Origin of the sequence: Gilvimarinus algae (assembly GCF_030518215.1) — a bacterium.
Lineage (GTDB): Bacteria > Pseudomonadota > Gammaproteobacteria > Pseudomonadales > Cellvibrionaceae > Gilvimarinus > Gilvimarinus algae.
On record NZ_JAULRT010000032.1, the window covers coordinates 63,541 to 83,242 of the forward strand.

15 protein-coding genes are annotated in these 19,702 nt (G+C 51.0%); 8 read left to right on the plus strand and 7 right to left on the minus strand.

Translation table 11 applies throughout. From position 1 onward, the window contains the following. The first annotated feature begins 5 nt into the window (after positions 1-5). The 8 genes from thiD (at position 6) to QWI16_RS01795 (ending at position 8,490) form a co-directional block, all read left to right on the plus strand. Entirely contained in the window at positions 6-836 is an 831-nt protein-coding gene (gene thiD / locus QWI16_RS01760; RefSeq protein WP_302711003.1) for a bifunctional hydroxymethylpyrimidine kinase/phosphomethylpyrimidine kinase, read from the plus strand. After that, positions 833-2,734 (plus strand): phosphomethylpyrimidine synthase ThiC, encoded by a 1,902-nt coding sequence (gene thiC / locus QWI16_RS01765; protein ID WP_302711004.1) that lies wholly within the window; start codon positions 833-835, stop codon positions 2,732-2,734. Before thiD ends, thiC begins: the two co-directional genes overlap by 4 nt. A gap of 13 nt (positions 2,735-2,747) precedes the next feature. Further along, positions 2,748-3,386 (plus strand): NUDIX domain-containing protein, encoded by a 639-nt coding sequence (locus tag QWI16_RS01770; RefSeq protein WP_302711005.1) that lies wholly within the window; start codon positions 2,748-2,750, stop codon positions 3,384-3,386. A 45-nt stretch (positions 3,387-3,431) separates the two neighbouring features. Beyond that, positions 3,432-3,845 carry a DUF1249 domain-containing protein gene (locus tag QWI16_RS01775; protein ID WP_302711006.1) on the plus strand — a complete coding sequence of 138 codons (414 nt, stop codon included), beginning with the start codon at positions 3,432-3,434 and terminating at the stop codon, positions 3,843-3,845. Between the two features lie 179 nt (positions 3,846-4,024). Next, positions 4,025-4,849: a 3',5'-cyclic-AMP phosphodiesterase gene (cpdA, locus tag QWI16_RS01780; RefSeq protein ID WP_302711007.1), complete on the plus strand. Its 825-nt coding sequence runs from the start codon at positions 4,025-4,027 to the stop codon at positions 4,847-4,849. A 9-nt stretch (positions 4,850-4,858) separates the two neighbouring features. Continuing rightward, positions 4,859-5,455: a YqiA/YcfP family alpha/beta fold hydrolase gene (locus QWI16_RS01785; protein ID WP_302711008.1), complete on the plus strand. Its 597-nt coding sequence runs from the start codon at positions 4,859-4,861 to the stop codon at positions 5,453-5,455. Between the two features lie 12 nt (positions 5,456-5,467). Further along, positions 5,468-7,357, plus strand: coding sequence for a DNA topoisomerase IV subunit B (gene parE, locus QWI16_RS01790; protein ID WP_302711009.1), 1,890 nt, complete (start codon positions 5,468-5,470; stop codon positions 7,355-7,357). A 149-nt stretch (positions 7,358-7,506) separates the two neighbouring features. Beyond that, a complete protein-coding gene (locus QWI16_RS01795) occupies positions 7,507-8,490 on the plus strand; it encodes a TniQ family protein (protein ID WP_302711010.1) in 984 nt (327 codons plus the stop codon). On the opposite strand, the gene QWI16_RS01800 is transcribed toward QWI16_RS01795, so the two are convergent. The 7 genes from QWI16_RS01800 to QWI16_RS01830 all read right to left on the minus strand — a co-directional run bounded on the left by QWI16_RS01800 (position 8,473) and on the right by QWI16_RS01830 (position 19,497). Next, positions 8,473-9,222 (minus strand): M48 family metallopeptidase, encoded by a 750-nt coding sequence (locus QWI16_RS01800; protein ID WP_302711011.1) that lies wholly within the window; start codon positions 9,220-9,222, stop codon positions 8,473-8,475. The two genes, QWI16_RS01795 and QWI16_RS01800, sit on opposite strands and share 18 nt — an antisense overlap. 14 nt (positions 9,223-9,236) lie before the next feature. Then, positions 9,237-12,518 (minus strand): type I restriction endonuclease subunit R, encoded by a 3,282-nt coding sequence (locus QWI16_RS01805; protein ID WP_302711012.1) that lies wholly within the window; start codon positions 12,516-12,518, stop codon positions 9,237-9,239. 48 nt (positions 12,519-12,566) lie between these two features. Continuing rightward, positions 12,567-15,104: a toll/interleukin-1 receptor domain-containing protein gene (locus QWI16_RS01810; RefSeq protein ID WP_302711013.1), complete on the minus strand. Its 2,538-nt coding sequence runs from the start codon at positions 15,102-15,104 to the stop codon at positions 12,567-12,569. Positions 15,105-15,118: 14 nt separating this feature from the next. Beyond that, a complete protein-coding gene (locus tag QWI16_RS01815) occupies positions 15,119-16,369 on the minus strand; it encodes a restriction endonuclease subunit S (protein ID WP_302711014.1) in 1,251 nt (416 codons plus the stop codon). Further along, positions 16,359-17,903: a type I restriction-modification system subunit M gene (locus tag QWI16_RS01820; RefSeq protein ID WP_302711015.1), complete on the minus strand. Its 1,545-nt coding sequence runs from the start codon at positions 17,901-17,903 to the stop codon at positions 16,359-16,361. Before QWI16_RS01820 ends, QWI16_RS01815 begins: the two co-directional genes overlap by 11 nt. A 15-nt stretch (positions 17,904-17,918) precedes the next feature. After that, a complete protein-coding gene (locus QWI16_RS01825; RefSeq protein ID WP_302711016.1) occupies positions 17,919-18,548 on the minus strand; it encodes a restriction endonuclease subunit S in 630 nt (209 codons plus the stop codon). A 70-nt stretch (positions 18,549-18,618) separates the two neighbouring features. Next, entirely contained in the window at positions 18,619-19,497 is an 879-nt protein-coding gene (locus tag QWI16_RS01830; RefSeq protein ID WP_302711017.1) for a hypothetical protein, read from the minus strand. Between the last annotated feature and the right edge of the window lie 205 nt (positions 19,498-19,702).

Below are 19,702 nucleotides of genomic sequence, written 5' to 3' on the forward strand. Positions count from 1 at the left end.
TTGGCATGCCGTCCGATTCACCTGCATCACCACTGCTTCCGGTAGCGCTGAGCATCGCCGGCAGCGACAGCTCGGCCGGCGCCGGTATTCAGGCCGATCTCAAAACCTTTGCCGCCTGCGGCGTCTACGGCGCCACCGCAATCACCGCCATCACCGCGCAAAACACCCAGGGCGTTGCCGATGTTGAGGTAATGCAGGCGGCGCTGGTGGCCGCGCAAATCCAGGCCGTTGTGAACGACATGCCGGTGGCTGCCGTGAAAACCGGCATGCTCGCCAACCGTGAGACAGTGATGCGGGTGGCGCAGGAGTTGGAAACCCTGGACCTGCCGCTGGTGGTGGACCCGCTGATGGTGTCTTCCAGTGGCCGGGTGTTGCTGGCATCGGACGCTGTGGCGACTATGAAGTCGGCGCTGATTCCTCTCGCCGCCCTGATTACCCCAAACATTGACGAGGCCGCCGCGCTGCTGGGCCAGCCGCGCGCGCAAGATCTGCCCGAGGTCATAGAGCAGGCGCTGGCCCTGTTGGGGCTGGGCTCCGATGCTGTGTTGTTGACCGGCGGACACTTGCCCGGCGAGGAATCCGTCGATGTGTTTTGCAGCGCCGATGGTCTGCAGCTGCTGCGCTCGCCCAAACTCACACACAGCCATACCCACGGCACAGGTTGCACGCTCAGTGCCGCCGCCTGTGCCTATCTCGCCCTCGGAAAGCCGGCGCTCGAGGCGTGCCGTGCTGCCAAAGCCTATGTGCAACAAGCCCTGCAGGCGGCGCCCAAGTTACAGGTGGGGCGCGGACGCGGCCCTTTGAATCACTTTTATGCCCGAAAGGAGTTTTTATGAGTCAGTCCCCCAATCGCCATTTGAGCCAAAGCGCCCAGGTAGACACGGCCAGTGTGCAGCCTTTTCCGCGCTCGGAAAAAATCTATGTGACCGGCTCCTCGGTCGATATTCGCGTGCCCATGCGCCAAATCAGCCTGAGCGACACGCCCACAGAATTTGGCGGCGAGGCCAACGCGGCGGTGCGGGTCTACGACACCTCTGGCCCCTACACCGATCCGCAAGCGAGCGTCGATGTGCGCCGGGGGTTGGCGGATCTTCGCAGCGGCTGGATCGAGGCGCGCGGCGATACCGTGCTTTTGGACGGCGCCAACTCGCACTTTACCCGTGAGCGGCTCAGCGATCCGGCCCTTGCGCCGCTGCGCTTTCACCACCAGCGCACACCGCGGCGCGCCCGCACCGGCAAAAACGTCAGTCAGATGCACTACGCTCGCCAGGGTATTATCACGCCCGAGATGGAGTACATTGCCATACGCGAAAACATGGCGCTGGCCCAGGCGCGCGAGCTGGGCGTGCTGGATAAACAGCATGGCGGCAACGATTTCGGGGCGGCCATCCCCGCCGAAATTACGCCGGAATTTGTGCGCAGTGAAGTGGCCCGGGGCCGCGCGATCATACCCGCCAACATCAATCACCCCGAGCTGGAGCCAATGATCATCGGCCGCAATTTTCTGGTGAAGATCAACGGCAATATCGGCAACTCTGCGCTGACCAGCTCCATTGAAGAGGAGGTGGAAAAACTCACCTGGGGCACCCGCTGGGGCGCGGACACCATTATGGATTTGTCCACGGGCAAGAACATTCACGAAACCCGCGAGTGGATTATCCGCAACTCCCATGTGCCCATCGGTACGGTGCCGATTTACCAGGCGCTGGAAAAAGTCAATGGTGTGGCCGAGGATCTGACCTGGGAGATTTTCCGCGATACCTTGATTGAGCAGGCCGAGCAGGGGGTGGACTACTTTACCATTCACGCTGGCGTACTCTTGCGTTACGTACCCATGACCGCCAAGCGCGTCACCGGTATTGTCAGCCGCGGCGGCTCGATTATGGCCAAGTGGTGTCTGGCGCATCACCAAGAGAATTTTCTCTACACTCACTTTGAAGACATTTGCGAGATCATGAAAGCCTACGATGTCTCTTTCTCCCTGGGTGATGGGCTGCGCCCCGGTTCAATTGCCGATGCCAATGACGAGGCGCAGTTCGGTGAGCTGGAAACCTTGGGCGAGCTCACCAAAATTGCCTGGCAGCACGATGTGCAGGTGATGATTGAAGGTCCGGGCCATGTGCCCATGCACATGATCAAAGAAAATATGGACAAGCAGTTGGCCTGCTGCGACGAGGCGCCCTTTTATACGCTGGGCCCACTGACCACCGACATCGCCCCTGGCTATGACCACATTACCTCGGGCATCGGTGCGGCCATGATTGGCTGGTACGGCTGTGCGATGCTCTGCTACGTCACGCCCAAGGAGCATCTGGGCCTGCCAAACAAAGACGACGTAAAAGAAGGTATTATTACCTACAAGATTGCCGCCCACGCGGCGGACCTGGCCAAGGGGCATCCGGGAGCGCAATTGCGCGATGATGCCCTGTCAAAGGCGCGTTTTGAATTTCGCTGGGAAGACCAGTTTAACCTGGGGCTGGACCCGGACACGGCGCGCGCCTATCACGATGAAACCCTGCCGAAGGAATCGGCCAAAGTGGCCCACTTTTGCTCCATGTGCGGCCCCAAGTTCTGCTCCATGAAAATCAGCCAGGAAGTGCGAGACTACGCCGCCGCGCAAGGCAGCCCCGATACCGGCGAGCAAGTGGTGCGTATGCTCGATGTGGAAGCCGAGATGCAAGAAAAGGCGCGCGAGTTTCGCGAGACGGGCTCGGAGCTTTATCACAAAGTGTAAAAAAGGTGACGGCATGACAGACAGTGCGCAGATTAAGCCCCCTGAGTTTGGGCGCGCGGATGTGGACATCCTTGAGCGCGAGGACTTGTACCGGGGATTTTTCCGCGCTGAAAAAGTCAGGCTCAGGCACCGGCTGTTTCGCGACGGTTCCTGGTGCCGCCCGCTCACGCGGGAGATCGTCTACCACAGCGAGGCCGTGGGTGTGCTGCTCTACGACCCGGCGCGCGATGAGGTGGCGCTGGTGGAGCAGTTTCGCATTGGTGCCATGGCTGAGGCTGCGGGCCCCTGGTGTCTGGAGGTGGTGGCGGGCATGGTCGAGCCCGGTGAAACGCCTGAAGAGGTGGCGCGCCGCGAGCTGGTGGAGGAGGCCGGTATGGCGTCGGTGGCACTCAGGTACATCGGCAACTACCTGGCCAGCCCCGGTGGCTGCGATGAAAAGCTGCACTTGTACTGCGGCTTGTGTGACCTGTCTGGCGCCGGTGGCATTTTTGGTCTGGATGAAGAAAACGAGGACATCAAGGTCCATGTGCTGCCCGCCAAGGGTGTGTTTGCGCAGCTTTACACCGGCCGCTGGAACAATCCCGCTGCACTTATCACGCTGCAGTGGTTACAATGTCATAGAGACACACTTCGGGCAGAACACGAGGGCTAAACCATCGCCTTAAAAGAGCGCTACAAAGTCGATTTTCCGCAGCACATGGCCCAGTGTGAGGCCAACTACTGGCTGCTGCGTAAATTGACCCCCGGGGTGGCGGCGCGCGAGCACTGGCAATTTGCCGTGGAGCGCGGCGAGAGCCGCTGGGAGATGCGCATCGATGTAACCGAGCGTATGCGCTACACCACTACCGTGAGAGTGCGCCGCGAAGACGAGGGCGGCAGCCACTGGCTGCAGCCACCTCAGTTGGTGGTGCGACTTTACCACGACGCCCAACTCGCCGAGGTACTGGCCTGGGAGGGGCACCGCCGCCTTGAGGCGCGCTACGATTACCCCAACGGTAAAATGTATCAGGCGGATGAAAAATCCCAGTTCAACCGCTTTCTCGGGGAGTGGTTGACCCACTGCCTGGAGCATGGCCACTCGCTCGACGACTTTAGTCTACTGGTCAAATAATACCGCTTTATCTGACGTAACCGTCGTTATCCGCTGGAATTTTGGGCAGATCGTCATAGTTTGTGTGCTTAACCCCCCGCCACCCCTAGCGCCATTTCCGGTTAGCGTTTATCGTTAGTGCCAACAGGCCTTAGCCGTTACGGACGATGTTTGACTCAAATTAAGGATCCGCAAGCACCATGGTGGCGACTGCATCACCAACCGATAACCCCGGCATGCCGGCCCGGTTGATCCAAATTACCGATACCCATCTGGGCTTGCTCGATGGGGAGACGCTGCTGGGGCTCAATACCGACCAGTCGCTGGAGGATGTACTCGAGCTCATTGAGCACGAGCAGAGTGCGGTGGCGGCGGTGGTTTGCACTGGCGATGTGGCCAGCACCCCGGAGCCGGCCTGCTATCGGCGCTTTATCGACACCATGGCCCGCTACTTTGACTGCCCTATGGGCTGGTTGCCCGGCAACCACGATCTGGCGGGGGTTATGGCCGCTATCAATCACCCCGGCAAGCCCGCGCACCGCACCATGGAGGTGGGCGGTTGGTTATTGGTACTGCTCGACACCAGCGTCCCCGGGTTTGTGCATGGCGATTTGTCCGCCCCCGAACTGGCTTTTTTACAGACCACTTTGGTGGCCAACAGTCAGCGGCCGACTCTGGTGATGTTGCATCATCAGCCGGTACCGGTGGGCAGTGAGTGGATTGACCAGTACATCGTGCGCAATCACGAGGCCTTTTTCGCGGTGGTAGACGAGCACCCGCAGGTAAAGGCCATTAGTTGGGGGCACGTACACCAGTTGTACGAGCGCCAGCGCAAGGGCCAGCTGATGCTGGCCACACCCTCGACCTGCGTGCAATTCAAACCCCAGTGCGACGACTTTACCGTCGATACGGTGATGCCGGGCTACCGGTGGTTTGATCTCTACCCCGATGGCACGCTCAAAACGGGCATCTCCCGAGTTACAGGCAAGCAATATGGCATTGATTATCGATCGGCAGGATACTGAGCAGTTGTTATGGCAGCGGTAATTTATCTGCACGGTTTTTTAAGCTCACCTCACTCGCACAAAGCGACTCAGGTGAAGCAGTGGATTGGCGCTCATGCGCCGGATGTGACGTTCCATTGTCCGCAATTAACCCCCTATCCGGCGCAAACCCAGGCTGAGCTGAAAGCGCTCATGGAATTTCTGCAGCCAGAGCCCATCTGGCTGATAGGCAGTTCGCTCGGCGGTTTCTGGGCCACCTGGCTGGCTGAGCACTACCACCGCCCTGCGGTGCTGGTGAACCCCTCGGTGGCGCCTTGGCAATTTATGCCACGTTATCTTGGAGTTGACCTGGACGCCTATCACACCGATGATAGCTACCGCCTGGAGCCCGAGCACCTGGAGCAAATCCGGGCGGCCGACTGTGCGGTGATTAAGCGCCCCGACAATTACTGGCTGATGGTGCAAACCGGCGATGAGACGCTGGACTACCGCGAAGCGGTGGCCAAGTATTCCGCGTGCCGGCAGTTGGTAGAAGAGGGCGGCGACCACAGTTTTGTTGGTTTTGAACGGCACCTGCCAGAGATTATCGAATTTTTCCGGGCGTTTGAAACGGCGTCCTCTGATTGAACAACAACACCTATGGCCAACTATTCCGCTGAAGATATTGAAGTCCTGACGGGGCTGGACCCCGTTAAAAAACGCCCCGGGATGTACACCGAAACCACACGTCCCAATCACTTAGCGCAAGAAGTCATCGACAACAGTGTCGACGAAGCTCTTGCTGGCCACGCCAAAACTCTGGAAGTGACCCTGCACAAAGACCAGTCGGTCACCGTCACTGACGACGGTCGGGGTATGCCGGTGGATATCCACCCGGAGCAGGGCAAGCCGGGCGTCGAGGTGATTCTCTCTACCTTGCACGCCGGGGGTAAGTTCTCCAACAAAAACTACCAGTTCTCCGGTGGTTTGCACGGGGTGGGGGTGTCGGTGGTGAACGCCCTGTCGTCCCTGCTGGAAGTGACCATCAAGCGCGACGGCCAGGTGCATCGCATTGTTTTTGGCGACGGCGAAAAAAAATCTGACCTCGAAGTCATCGACACCTGCGGCAAGCGCAATACCGGCACCAGTGTGCGCTTTGTGCCCAACCCCAGTTATTTTGATTCGCCCAAATTTTCTGTCAGCCGTTTGCGTCACGTGCTGCGCGCCAAGGCAGTCCTCTGCCCGGGCCTGACTGTCCTGTTCAATGACGAAACCTCTGGCGAAAAAGACACCTGGTACTACGAAGACGGCCTGCGCGATTACCTGCGTGGCAACACCCAGGGTTGGGAGGTGCTGCCCGAGTCGCCTTTTGTCGGTGAGTTTTCCGGCCCCACCGAGGCGGCGAGCTGGGCGGTGCAGTGGCTGCCCGAAGGTGGCGAACTGATTCAGGAAAGCTACGTTAATTTGATCCCCACGGCCCAAGGCGGCACTCATGTGAATGGTTTGCGCACCGGCCTGCTGGATGCGCTGCGCGATTACTGCGAATTTCGCAACCTGGTCCCGCGCGGCGTCAAACTGGCGCCGGAAGACATCTGGAGCAACTGCGCCTATGTGCTCTCCTCCAAGCTGGCGGACCCGCAGTTTTCCGGCCAAACGAAAGAGCGGTTAAGCTCGCGCGAGGCGGCGGCGTTTGTCTCCGGTGTGGCCAAAGACGCCTTTGCTTTGTGGCTGAACCAGCACACTGAAGAGGGCGACAAGATCGCCGACTTATGCATCAATAATGCGCAAAAGCGGGTGCGCTCTTCCAAAAAAGTGGCGCGCAAGCGCATCACCCAGGGCCCGGCGCTGCCCGGAAAACTGGCGGATTGCTCCAACAACGATCCAGCCACAAGTGAACTGTTTTTGGTGGAGGGTGATTCGGCCGGCGGCTCGGCCAAGCAGGCGCGCGATCGCGACTACCAGGCGATCATGCCGCTGCGCGGAAAAATCCTAAACACCTGGGAGGTTGACTCCGGGCAAATTCTGGCGAGCCAGGAGGTGCACGATATCTCCGTCGCGCTTGGTATTGACCCAGCTACGGACTCCTTAGAGGGATTGCGCTACAACAAAATCTGCATCCTCGCCGATGCTGACTCCGATGGTCTACACATCGCCACCTTGCTCTGCGCCCTGTTTGTGCGCCACTTCCGCCCACTGGTAGCGGCCGGCCACGTTTACGTAGCCATGCCTCCGCTCTATCGTATTGATGTGGGCAAAGACGTTTACTATGCTCTCGATGACAGCGAAAAAGCCGGGATCCTCGAGCGCATAGAAGCCGAAAAGAAAAAGGGCAAAGTCGGCGTGCAGCGCTTTAAAGGTCTGGGTGAAATGAACCCACTACAACTGCGCGAAACTACTATGGCCCGCGACACCCGCCGCCTGGTGCAGTTGCGCATAGAAGACGGCGACGACACCAACCAGATGATGGACATGCTCCTCGCCAAAAAAAGATCTTCTGACCGCAAGGCGTGGCTCGAGGAAAAAGGCAGTCTGGCCGATGTGATAGCCTGAATGTAAATCCGCGCATAAGTTTGAACAATGCGACATAAGTTTGAACAAATGCAGCATAAGTTTGAACAAAAGTGCGATTTTGGTGCATTTTTTCTGGATTTTGAGTGAAGGGGTGGCGGTTGGGGTTGCTGTATCGAGGGGAGAAGTACGTGGATGAGCTTCTTTCTGACTATATTGAGCGGTTAGCTGATAAGAACGGATTTTCTGGTGTCAAAGCTTTTAAAAGGTACCTAAAAAAATATTATCGCCTACACCCCAAGATTGGTGTTTATGAAAATCCGAAGGGAGAAAGTGACAGATGGTTACTAGAAGGGCTTCTGAGAAAGCATGTTTCTCCCGATACTATCAAGCCCGTTAGGGTTTATGAGGGTGGGATTTGGCTGAGAGAACACCGGAAATGTCCTGATTGCTATAGAGAAGCCCCTTACTTACGTTTCAATTGGCGACTTAAAGCTTACCGATTTTGTCATTTACATTACCAAAAGCTGGCGGAGACAAACGACGAAGAAGCGAGTATACATGAGGGGGTCGTTCTAAAAGCTCTGAAATATTATGAAGGGACTGAGCAAGTCCAGCGGCTAGTCTTGTTTGAGATGAGCTGCCTCGATTACGAACTCGAGATATTGTCAGCTTTAGAAATAATGTTATTTGACATCTCTGAAATTAGGGAAAAGCTAGAAATTCTTCGTGCTGAAACTGTTGCGGGGGCTTTGGTGGGGCTTTCTGTTGAGGCGCGAGTGGATTATATGTCGGAGTTACTTCGCTCAGATGCCCCCAGTAAAGACGCCATTACACGACTGATAATTTTAGTTCTTATTTGTAATGAAACTACTTTATATATTAGCTATAAAGGTGACAGTCACAAGGAAAGCTGCGCAAAATATAAAAAATACGCCGCAATATTTATGGGGCTTGATCGGGTACTGCAATCAGTTTTTGAGCAGGATAACTTGGATTCAGTTAATAATATTGCGCAGATACGTGTTTCAGAGATCTACAAGCCAATAGCTGACAATAAAAAGCTCGCAGCAGGTGTTAGGCATCTAATTTACCTTGGAAGAATAATAAAAAGCTGGGAAAAGATAACATTGGGCTGGCCACCCGTTAACAAGCTTTCAGCTGTTATAAACTGAAGCCATCCCATCCAGCCGTTCTTTCGTCTTCTCCCACTTTGGCATTACCTGGTCCATTAACCGATAGAACCGCTCGCTGTGGTTATGTTCAGCTATGTGGCAAAGCTCATGCAAAATCACGTAGTCAATACACTCACGAGGTGCTTTAACCAGGTGAGGGTTCAGGGTGATTCGGCCATTGGGTGAGCAGCTGCCCCATTGAGTTTGCATGGTCAGTATGCGCAGCAGTGGTCGTTCCTCTACCCAAAGGGCTTGTCCTAGCATTGCATCGAGTCGCTTGGCGAAGGTTTCCTTGGCCCGCGCTTTGTACCAGTCTGTTAGTAGCTCTTTAACCTTGTCAGCGGACTTCGCTCGTACTGATACTTCCAGTTTTCCACGTAGTAGTTTCACGCCTTGAACCTGCTCAGGCGCTTCAATCACTTTCAGCAGGTACTGTTTTCCCAGGTAGTAATGGCTCTCACCACTGATGTATTGCCGTGGTGTGGTGAATTCAAGCTGTTTGCGGAAATCCCGAAGCTGTTCGTATATCCAACGTCCACGCTTTTTAACAGCAGATAACACGGCTTTGCTCGCAGCCCCCTCAGGAGCCGATGCGATTACCCGACAGTCGGGATGAACCTTAATTAACACCTTGCCAGTCGCCTGCGGGCGCGTAACTCGCTCAAACGTAATCTGCTCGTCGCCGTAGCGAAAGCTCATGGTCTGACTTTGAGGTTTAATCGGCACATTCATCTGGTTATACCCGTTCAAGCACCGTTCAACCCGACCCGAGTGATTTGAACAATCATCTCAACAATCTTCTTGGCCTGATCCATACCGCCACCAATGGCTTTGCATTCCTGGAACATGCGTGGCAGTAGCTTTTTACGGATGTCGGCTTCAATGTTTTGGGGGTTGATGGAGTTCTCTGCAACGGAGGTTTCTACCGCCTGGTCAATTTCAAAGGCAACTTTGACCCACTTATCCTGAACCTGCTGGTCGAAGACAGCCAAGGCTTCAGGCAGCACTTTCTTGAATACACCAAAGTAAGCCTGAGCATGGCGGTTCCCAGCAAAGGCATCGGGTATGTCGTTCAAGCGTCTGTCTTGAACTTGCTCTTCGAATTCACGGAACAGCATGTACTGTTTCAGAGGGTGGTCGAATAGTTTTTCAGCTTCCTCAATGGCCTGGCGCAGCAGCTTGGAGAACGCTTCCTGAGCATACGGATCGTCCCTTAGCTCTTGTTCTATCATGCGGGTTACGCGCGTTTTGATGATGTCGGTTTCGTTACGGGTTTTATCTTCGCTCCAGTCTTCCGGCTGTTGCTTTTGCCCCATCTTGCCCACTTCATACACGCCACCAGGCTCTTTAACCTCGACACCCACCACATGCTTATCCAGCAGCTTTTTCACTTGTTCGGCGTATTCGTCGTAATCAATTCTCTCGCCCGCATCTTGCTGCACAAGTTGGCGCAGGCTGGAGAATTGCTTCACGGTTTCTTTGTAGTGTCGACGATCCTGGTCGCTAAAGCTCTTGTCTTCAAAGAAGGTGGCGGATTGTAACGCTACCTTCAAGCAACTGGCGAAGGCTGTTAGGGCTTCGTAGAAGTCTTCACGCACCTTTAGATGCACGTCAACCAGCTCGCCTCCACGCTCTTCAATCTTTGGAACCAGCACCTGACGCAATTGCTCAATGTCGTTCTTGTTTTTAACGCCATCGAATATGGCCCATAGCTGCTTATAGAGCTGTGGCAGGCGCTTGTACTCGGTACTCATCTGGTTGTAGAGGCCGGCAATATCATTGATGTCGTAACCGCCCTGAGTGCGGGAGGCCAGATCCTGATATTTCTGGATGGTGGTATCCAGCTCAGCCAGAATGCCGCGATAGTCGATGAGCAGACCAAACTTCTTCTTCGGGTGCAGGCGATTTACCCGTGCAATCGCCTGGATCAGGTTGTGCTCTTTCAGCGGTTTGTCGATATACAGCACAGCGTTTTTCGGCTCATCAAAGCCCGTGAGCAGCTTATCAACCACGATGAGTATCTTCAGTGAGTCATCTTTATCGAAGCGCTCTATCAGGTGTTTGGTGTAAGCCTGTTCATCCTGACTGCCTACGTTGTCTTTCCACCACTGAGTGACTTCCGGTGTGGTAGCCTCATCCACAGTCGTATTGCCTTCGCGACTATCTGGCGGGCTCATCACAACGGCCGATTCAAACAAGCCTGCTTCGTCGAGATACTTTTTGTACTTGATGGCAGATGCTTTGCTGTCGCAGGCTAACTGGCCTTTCAAACCTTCGTCGATGTTCTTTACGAAATGGTTGGCAATATCCAGGGCAATCAAACGAATGCGGTCATCCGCACCGTATACCTGGCCTTTCTTGGCAAACTTGCGCTTTAGGTCGGCCTTTTGCTCCTCTGAAAGCCCTTCGGTAATACGCTCAAACCAACTGTCGATGGCGCGTTCATTCACATCCAGGTCGGGAATACGCTCTTCATACAGAAGCGGCGTTACCGTCTGGTCTTCCACCGCGCGTTGCATGGTGTAAGCATGCACAATGGGGCCAAACTTATTGGTGGTCTTGTCGTCTTTTAACAGTGGTGTGCCGGTGAAGGCGACAAAGGCAGCATTCGGCAGCGCCTGCTTCATACGAATATGGTTTTCACCACCTTGGCTGCGGTGGCCTTCATCAATCAGCACAATGATGTCAGAGCTGTTGTTTACACACTCTGGCATTTTGGTAGCGGTATTAAACTTCTGGATGAGCGAGAAGATAATCCGCTCAGTGCCTTTGCCAATCTGTTCAGCCAAGCGTTTACCGGAGGTCGCCATGGCTGCTTCTTTGTCTTTCTTCCCGGCCAGTTCGCCGCCAGAGGCAAAGGTTTTGCTCAGCTGGGTTTCCAAATCTACCCGGTCAGTCACCACTACAATACGGCATTGCTTCAGGCTTTCGTGCAGGATCAGCGCCTTACTTAAAAACACCATAGTGAATGACTTACCCGAACCCGTGGTGTGCCAAATCACACCGCCTTCACGGCCACCAGTGCTACTTCGGGTATTGATACGCTCAATTAGTCGCTTGATACCAAATACCTGCTGATAACGGGCAACGATTTTGCCAGCCTTTTTATCGAACAAGGTGAAGTAACGGGTCATCTCCAGCAACCGAGTAGGGCTTAACAAGCTAATCAGTAATTGATCTTGCCCAGTAACCGCAAGTTCTCCCGCAGCAGTCAGGCTCTGGTACCAATCCAGGTCTTTTACCGGACGGTGGCTGAATAGGCCTGCCAACTGTTCATCTTTGAGCGTTTTGTTTTTAATGGCGTACATCTCGGCATCTGTGATGTCTTCTTCACGCCAAGCAGCCCAGAACTTAGCGGGTGTGCCACAGGTACCATAACGGCCTTCGTTGCCGTTTATGGATAACAACATTTGGCTATAGGCGAACAATAACGGGATTTCATCATGGCGCTGATTACGCAGGCTTTGCGAAATGCCTTCGTCAATGGTGGGGCCTTTCTTGGCATTGCCATCCGGGCGCTTGGCTTCTATCACCACCAAAGGAATACCGTTTACAAAACACACAATATCGGGTCTGCGACTTTCCACTCCCCCCGAGCGGGTAACGGTAAATTCTTCGGTAAATACAAAGCTGTTATTCGCCGGGTTGTGCCAGTCAATCAGAGTGACAGTCGGGCTGGCCTTTTTACCATCCACAAACTCAGTGACGGAGATGCCATACAGCAGGTGGTTGTAGAGGCGCTCATTGGCAGATAACAGGCCTTCGTTAAGTGCGGGGCTACACACCTCGGCAATCAGGTTGTCGATAGCCTTTTCAGACAGCGGGTAGTTCTTACCCGCAAAGGTGAAAGTGCGCTTTTGCAGTTCACCACGCAGTACCTGGCGTAACACCACCTCATCGGCCTTGCCACCACGAGCGGCTAACGCGAGTTCAGGAGAGAGGAACGACCACCCGAGGTTGGTCAATAACGTCAGGGCCGGTAACTTGGCACTGTATTCTTCCTGAAATTTGGGTGTGTATTGTGTCATTCGTTATCTCTCTTCAACCCCTGATACTCGAGGTGCAGCAGCTCAGGGTTATCCAATACGTTTCTGTTTTTGCTCTATTAGTTGCTGTCCTTTGACTGACAGTCCAAGTAACTTTGATAGCTGTTGTTTCTCTTTATAATCGACAGGGAACATATAAATATGTTGAATGACGAGCTCTTTCAAAATCCGAGTGCAAACAAAGTTTCCTTTTAACTTCTCAGCGCTTTGAGTGATGCTTTTCATATCAATTCGCTTCAAAAAATGGAGTTCTATAGATTGTTTAAGAAGTAGCAGGGCTGGGGTCGATTCTTTCTCTTCTATTGCTTTATATATTTCCATTGCCTCTTTAGACCCGACTGATGTGGCAATTTTTCGAACTACGCTATTTATTACGCCGTAGGTTAGGTGAAGGTAAGCATTCTCTGCATGCTTCTCAATTTCTCCGTTTGTAAGTCCGGGATTCTCCGATAGATGAGCAGAAATAACTTTAACTATTTCATTTTTGGCTACATCAGATATGGCAATAAAGTACTTTAGAAACCTAAGTCCAGCATTAATGCCGTTTTCAGCAAGGATATTTAGAGAATCCCTTTTTAAAGATGCATGGCGATTTCTAATAATTTGACCAGCTATCTCCATTCCTTTAAAGGTTTTGTTTATGTCAGCTAGTATGTCTGGCGATTCGGATTCATCCAAATCATCGTGAGATCGTTCATTAGTATCAAGTTTTTCGTTATAAGCATCTCGCTCCTTCTGAACTTCTCTCTGCTCCAAAATAAGCTCAGGAATTTGTTTCATGAAATCATCCATAAAAGAAAGCTGCTCTTTTTCAAGTGTTGCAGATGGGTGTTCATTGAATAATTCAGAGAGTACATTCTGGAGGAGATTTATCACCCAACCATCCTTGGTGTGATGAGCAACAAATATCAAAATGTTGGCGAAATCTTCTCTGTGGAGATTTTCTAAAAGGTAATTTACTTGTCTTTGGATGTCTGTATTTTCCAAATAGGACTCAGAAATCTTTTTCCCAACGAAAAAATAGTATATGTATGGGTATTTAAATCCTGTTCTAAATTCTTTCACTTGTAAGATTGAATGATTTGATAGTTTGGAGATGACATTCTCTTTGTTTACATCAAGGTACACTTTGCAATAGTCTTCAAAAAAACTATCCAGTTGCGCCTCGTTGGGGTTTTGGTTGTTTGAAAATATCCACCAAGCAAGCTCAGTCAATACGTTCAAATATTTATCAAATTCCCTCTCATTTATCTTGGCATTTTCGAATGACTGATAAATAAGTTGTTGATAGCAATGCCCGTGCGAAGAAAGCTCAAGATTTAACTTGGAGTGTGCTTCAAACATTTGGAGCAACATTAAAATGTAAATAGGCTTCGGCGGGACTATATTTTTCTTTACAATTGAGTTTATCGTTTCCTTGAGTTCATCACATCTAGTATAGAGATCTTCTTCAGATATGGTTTGTTCTATTCCAAGCGATATCCATCGCTGAATAATTTCTTCTCTTTTTTTATTTCCAAGTCCTATAAGCTCGGCTCGCCCGAAATCATCGAGTGCAGGAATTTCATCCACAAGCAAAGAGAAAGCTAGCTGATGCGTAAATATACACTTATCAGCAAAAAGGCATATATCACTTATGAATTTATCTCGATATCTTCGGTTGAGCCCTATTTCATCAATATTGTCAATTATTATAATTTTTTCTTGTGAGGCCATGAAATCTTCATATGTTAGTCCCTCATACTGCCGATCCAGCTCTTTCTTAATTATAACCTCAGGGTTTGCATCCTTAACCTTGCTACCTTCCAGTATTAAGGGAGTTTTTGATTGAGTAAGAAATGATTTGTAGTAGTGTTTTAAAAGTGAGGTTTTACCTTGCTGTTCCTCGCCAAATACGAGGAACCTTTCAAATTTGTTCGGTAAAGAGCAAGCGCTCCTATATATTCTTAATTCGTTCCTCGCGTCGTCATTAATTTCAACGTCAGGAATGATGTAGATATCTGGAAGTCTTATTCTGTCTACTTTTCTGTGGGTTAGTGTTATTTCTGTGTCGTCTAGCCATTCCCGTATGGATTCGGATGGAGATATTTTTCCTTCTTTGACCAAATTAATGGATTCATTTGCTTTTGGCTGGAACTCACTTATATGTCTTTTAATCCCCTGAATGACGTCAACCCAGGCTTCATCATTATTCGGTGATGCTACTGGCTTAACATCTTTGGGGAGGCCTTGTAATTTAGAAAGTGGTGAATCCGACCACTCAACGGCTCGAATAACAATAGGTATAAGTTGCGCTTCTCCCGAGTTGTGCATTGATAAAGCTGTTTCTGCTTCAATATTCACGCAATAGTCAGAACTCAAGAACGATGAGCTGATTAAAAATAAAATCAAATCAGAATTTTTAAGGTTTCCATTGATTTCATGGCTCCAATCAGTTCCGGGGATTATTTTTCTATCATTCCATTCACTGATAGCTCCCGATCTTACAAGACCGGACAAGTGTTCAGTTAAGCTGTTCTTAAACTCTTCATCTTTATGTGAGTAGCTGATAAAAACTTTTGTAGGCATATTTAGTCCTTTAATTAATTGATAACCCGTCGCTTACCCGTTAACAGCTGCTGCATCAGGGCTTTTTTCTCTTGCTTCAAGCGATCCAACTTCTGTTGCAAGCTGGTAATCTTTTGGTCTGCGATCGAAATTACATCTGCAATTTTTTGCTGCTCCTCAAGGGGAGGGATCCGAAAATGAACTTTATTGATCCCGCCGATAGAAAGGCCAAACCTGGTTGCACCTGTCGCCAAGGTAAAGAAGTAATATCTAGTTTTTGGCAATGAAAACAGATAATTCAGAAAAGCCCCTTTTGCTGTTTCAGTTTTAGGTCTCACGATCGCAAGGTGATAGCCACATACCACTCCTCCAAGATCCTCCGATACCAATGCAGGCACTGCAATGTCTCCAGGAGTCTCTGAGTCTTTAGTAATAATCACATCGTTAATTTGCAAAGTATATTTTTCAATCTCAGCAGGCTTCGCAGTGGCTTTCATAAAGTTCAAGCCGCGCGTAATGTGATGGTTGTAGTAAACATCGGTGTAGTTACAGAGCTCTACAGGAATCTCACCATCTATAGTTTTTTTATCAACTGGGCTTACAATTACCTGTGCGGCATCAGTCAAAAAGTGATCTTTCCACTCCCCGCTAAACCTAACCCCATTCTTATCCAGTAGGCGCTTTTTGCCGGTGAGCAGTTGTTGCATCAGGGCTTTTTTCTGTTGCTGACTGTTTGTGAGCAGCTGTTCGGTGGTGTTGATAGCCTTATCCCAGGCGGAAAGGATTTGGGCGATTTTCTTTTGTTCGGGATATGGGGGTATCGGTGCCGGGAGATCCTGAACTTGCTTGGCTGATAAATTTGCTTGCTTCGTCCCGCCAGGGAAGGAATAGAGACGCGATAATATTATTTCGCTTCTCAAAAGGCTGAGTAGAAAGCCCGTACTAGTCTTATCTTTAGGGACGAACTTCATCACTCGTTGATTAAGAAGTGATTCCGGCGCACTTTTAGGAATTTCAACAGTGAATCCATAATCTCGCTTACCCATTGTGCCAGTCATCGACATGACTAGGTCACCAGGTTTTACGACGAATCGCTTGTATTCGTCTTTATACGTCGCGGGAAGAAATACTGGGCTACGTTCAAAATCAAGAGTATTTTGGTACAGATTTCCCATCCTTAATAGAGGAATCCCATTTGGCGTAAAGTCCGTACTTTTGAATGCATAACCCATAACAGTATCTGCAAGGTCACTCAGTGAACCAATCGTCCAATCCCTAGGCACCATATCCCAACTCCTCCAGATACTTAGCCATCTCGGTTTCCAGCTCGCTCAGTTGAGCTTTTAGCTGTTCACGCTCTGCACGTACCGCCATCAAGTCGATTTCTTCCTCTTCTTCAAAGGTATCGACATAACGCGGGATGTTCAGGTTGTAGTCGTTCTCTTTGATCTCTTCGAGGCTGGCGACGTAGGCGTATTTATCGATATCTTTACCTGCACGATACGTCTCAACTACTTTGGCGATATTGTCTTCAGTTAGCAGATTCTGGTTTTTACCGGCTTTGAAGTCGCGGCTGGCATCAATAAACATAACCCCTGGATTCCCGCCTTCGCGGGAATGACGGTCGGTACGGAAGATCAGAATCGCCGCTGGAATACCGGTGCCGTAAAACAGCTTTTCTGGCAGGCCGATCACCGCATCTAGCAGGTTTTCGTCAATCAGTTGCTGGCGAATTTTTCCCTCAGACGAGCCACGGAATAACACGCCGTGCGGCACTACCACGCCCATTCTTCCGCTTTTGGGCTTGAGGGTTTCGATCATGTGCAGGATAAAGGCGTAGTCGCCTTTGGTTTTTGGCGGTACACCTCGGCGGAAGCGGCTGAACTTGTCGTGCTCGGCTTCGTCGTGACCCCATTTATCCAGACTGAACGGAGGGTTGGCGGTTACGATGTCAAACAGCATCAAGTCGCCATTTTTATCGAGCAGCTTGGGGTTGCGGATGGTGTCGCCCCATTCAATTTTGTGGTTGTCTTCGCCGTGTAGGAACATGTTCATTTTTGCCAGTGACCAGGTGGAGCCAATGGCCTCTTGCCCATACAGGGCGTATTGCTTGCTGCCGTGGTTGGCCACGACCTTGCGGCCACACTTCATCAGCAGCGAGCCAGAACCGCAGGCGGGGTCGCAAATGCTGTCACCCGGTTGTGGGTCTAACAACTCGGCGATCAGGTCACTGACTTCGGGCGGGGTATAAAACTCACCGGCTTTCTGGCCACCACTGGCCGCGAAGTTTTTAATCAGGTATTCATAGGCGTTACCAATCACATCCAGCGTACCGACGCGGCTGGGTTTAAGGTTAAGCTCGGGTTTGGCAAAGTCTTCCAACAGGTGACGCAGAATAGTGTTCTTTTGCTTTTCTTCACCCAATTTGTCGGTATTAAAGCTGATGTCCTGGAATACGCTCTTACCAGCATCTTTTAACTTTGTGCCGTTGGCTTCTTCAATGGCGTGCAACGCCTGGTCGATACGCTCACCGTTACCGGGTTCGTGGCGGTGCTCCCACAGCGTGTAAAAACTTGCGATTTTAGGTAGAACGAAGCGCTCATTCTTCATCATTTCTTCGATGAGTTCCGGCTCGTCGCCGTATTCGGCTTTGTAGCCATCGTAGTGATCCTGCCATACATCGGAGATGTATTTGAGGAACAGCATGGTAAGGATGAAGTCTTTATAGGTGTCGGCGCTGATGGTGCCACGGAAGGTATCGCAGGCGTTCCAGAGCGCTTTGTTAATACTGTCTTGGTTGATTGTGTCGATAGTGCTCATCCACTTGTTCCTTAATCAGGCTTTTGCCGAGTTCTTGTTAGTTGATGTGTGGTTGCCAGATTTCGCCTCTTGGCTATAAAGGTCTAGGGCGATAGCTGTCATTATCTTTTTGCTATTTCGTAGTAGTTGCTCGGCTAGCTGCTGCTCATTGCTCATTGCGGTGCTGAGTCCAATGATGGCATGTTGATCTTCTATGGGGGGTACCATTATCGGAGCGTTTTCCAGTACGGACCGTCGAATGCTTTTAGCTAAAGTGCCTTCTGCGCCCTGCTCAAAGTGCTTCTGGCAGGGTTGTTGGTTTAGTAGCCAGGCTAGGTAGCCTGGCAGCACTAGGTTGTTTTTTGTCCTAACAATAAAAAAATGTGGGGCGGCTACGGCTTGCTTCTTGGCCTTTAATAGTGTGCCATCCACTAATACGGCGTAATTTTGGCTTCCTTTGGCTGCTACTAAAATGTCGCCTTCTTGCAGCCAGTTTGGGGATTTCTTGCCGGCCAGGCTGGTTGGAGTACATGAGTCCCAGTTAATGCCTTTTTGTGGCTGGACATCCTTAAGTTGTAGTGCAACTACGACGGAGTCTTCCGTATGCACGATTCTTCCGCGAAATGGATGGCCGGCGGTTATTTTGGCGACTTCGGAGAGTTTCATATATTTGCATCATTGGTGTTGATGCAAATATATTGGGGGTTATTTGTCTGAGTGTCAATAAAAATGTGCATCATCCTTGATGCTGCTTTTTAGTGTGTGTATTTATCTGTCTTAACTGCTTGATACTAAACGGTTTCGCTGTATTGGGATTGAATTCGTAAGTAAGAGAGCCTTTTTTCAATAATTTAAACACTTTAACGATGTCGAACCCCTGCTTTTGAAACCCTGCCAAGGTATAGCCGATACAGTCTGGTTGGGCTTTTTTTTGAAAGGATTGGATTTGCTTTATCCAGGCCTGTTTGTCGATAAGCCAGTCCCGATTTTGGTGGTTCGGGCGTTGGAGTGTTTTGATTAGCTTGCTTCTGAGCAATTGTAGTAGTTGGTGTCTTGATAGTTCGGTCTCCTTGCATGCTTGTGCGAAGCTCCAGTTTTCCTGATAAAGGTTGGCTAAAGCCTGAACCTCTGCTCTGTTGAAATAAGCTTTCCCCTTGAACGCTTGTAGTGTGAGTTTGCGTTGCTCAATGAGCTTTTTGAGCCGCGGCTCCCGACACTCCAATATAGCCAGGGCTTCTTTTTGTGAAATAAGAGGCCGATCTTCGGTTGTTACATCGAGTCTTGTCAGGTTTTTGGTTTGCAGAGCTGTTGGCCAATTTAGGTCGATGTATTGGTCAAATGCGGCCTTGAGCCGCTTAATACCATTGTTTGCTTGTTGCTGATAGAGCTTTTCGTGGATGTCCCGGTAGTGCTTGTTAATGCCAAAGTGGCCTCGGCTGCTCATCGGGTTAACCAGGTATTGACTTAGTAGCTGGTGGAAGCCTCTTGGCCAGTACTTGAGAGACTCCACGGCCGTTGAATAATGTTGGGATATGGTTAGATTGTCCATTTGGGCGGGGTTGAACCGCCCGCCTTCCGTAAGCCTATGTTGGTAATGGGCGATAAACTGCACCATGCTCACTACTTCAGATAGGTTAAGGTCTTGGAGTGCGGCTGGGTGGCCCTTGAGAGCAGGCCTACCTTCGGCAAGTCGGTAGATCAGTGAGCTCAAGCTTAATGCGCTGGAGTTGGCACTCTGCGTAGGAGCGTCGATTATAGGAGAATCTTCACTGAACTCCCGTAGGTGAGTGCGGTACCAGCTCAGCCGTTTGTGGGAGCTT

Coding starts and splice junctions, on each gene's coding strand:
- thiD (WP_302711003.1), top strand. CDS start 6: ATGCCGTCCGATTCACCTGCATCACCACTGCTTCCGGTAGCGCTGAGC.
- thiC (WP_302711004.1), top strand. CDS start 833: ATGAGTCAGTCCCCCAATCGCCATTTGAGCCAAAGCGCCCAGGTAGAC.
- QWI16_RS01770 (WP_302711005.1), top strand. CDS start 2,748: ATGACAGACAGTGCGCAGATTAAGCCCCCTGAGTTTGGGCGCGCGGAT.
- QWI16_RS01775 (WP_302711006.1), top strand. CDS start 3,432: ATGGCCCAGTGTGAGGCCAACTACTGGCTGCTGCGTAAATTGACCCCC.
- cpdA (WP_302711007.1), top strand. CDS start 4,025: ATGGTGGCGACTGCATCACCAACCGATAACCCCGGCATGCCGGCCCGG.
- QWI16_RS01785 (WP_302711008.1), top strand. CDS start 4,859: ATGGCAGCGGTAATTTATCTGCACGGTTTTTTAAGCTCACCTCACTCG.
- parE (WP_302711009.1), top strand. CDS start 5,468: ATGGCCAACTATTCCGCTGAAGATATTGAAGTCCTGACGGGGCTGGAC.
- QWI16_RS01800 (WP_302711011.1), bottom strand. CDS start 9,222: ATGAATGTGCCGATTAAACCTCAAAGTCAGACCATGAGCTTTCGCTAC.
- QWI16_RS01805 (WP_302711012.1), bottom strand. CDS start 12,518: ATGACACAATACACACCCAAATTTCAGGAAGAATACAGTGCCAAGTTA.
- QWI16_RS01810 (WP_302711013.1), bottom strand. CDS start 15,104: ATGCCTACAAAAGTTTTTATCAGCTACTCACATAAAGATGAAGAGTTT.
- QWI16_RS01815 (WP_302711014.1), bottom strand. CDS start 16,369: ATGGTGCCTAGGGATTGGACGATTGGTTCACTGAGTGACCTTGCAGAT.
- QWI16_RS01820 (WP_302711015.1), bottom strand. CDS start 17,903: ATGAGCACTATCGACACAATCAACCAAGACAGTATTAACAAAGCGCTC.
- QWI16_RS01825 (WP_302711016.1), bottom strand. CDS start 18,548: ATGAAACTCTCCGAAGTCGCCAAAATAACCGCCGGCCATCCATTTCGC.
- QWI16_RS01830 (WP_302711017.1), bottom strand. CDS start 19,497: ATGGTGCAGTTTATCGCCCATTACCAACATAGGCTTACGGAAGGCGGG.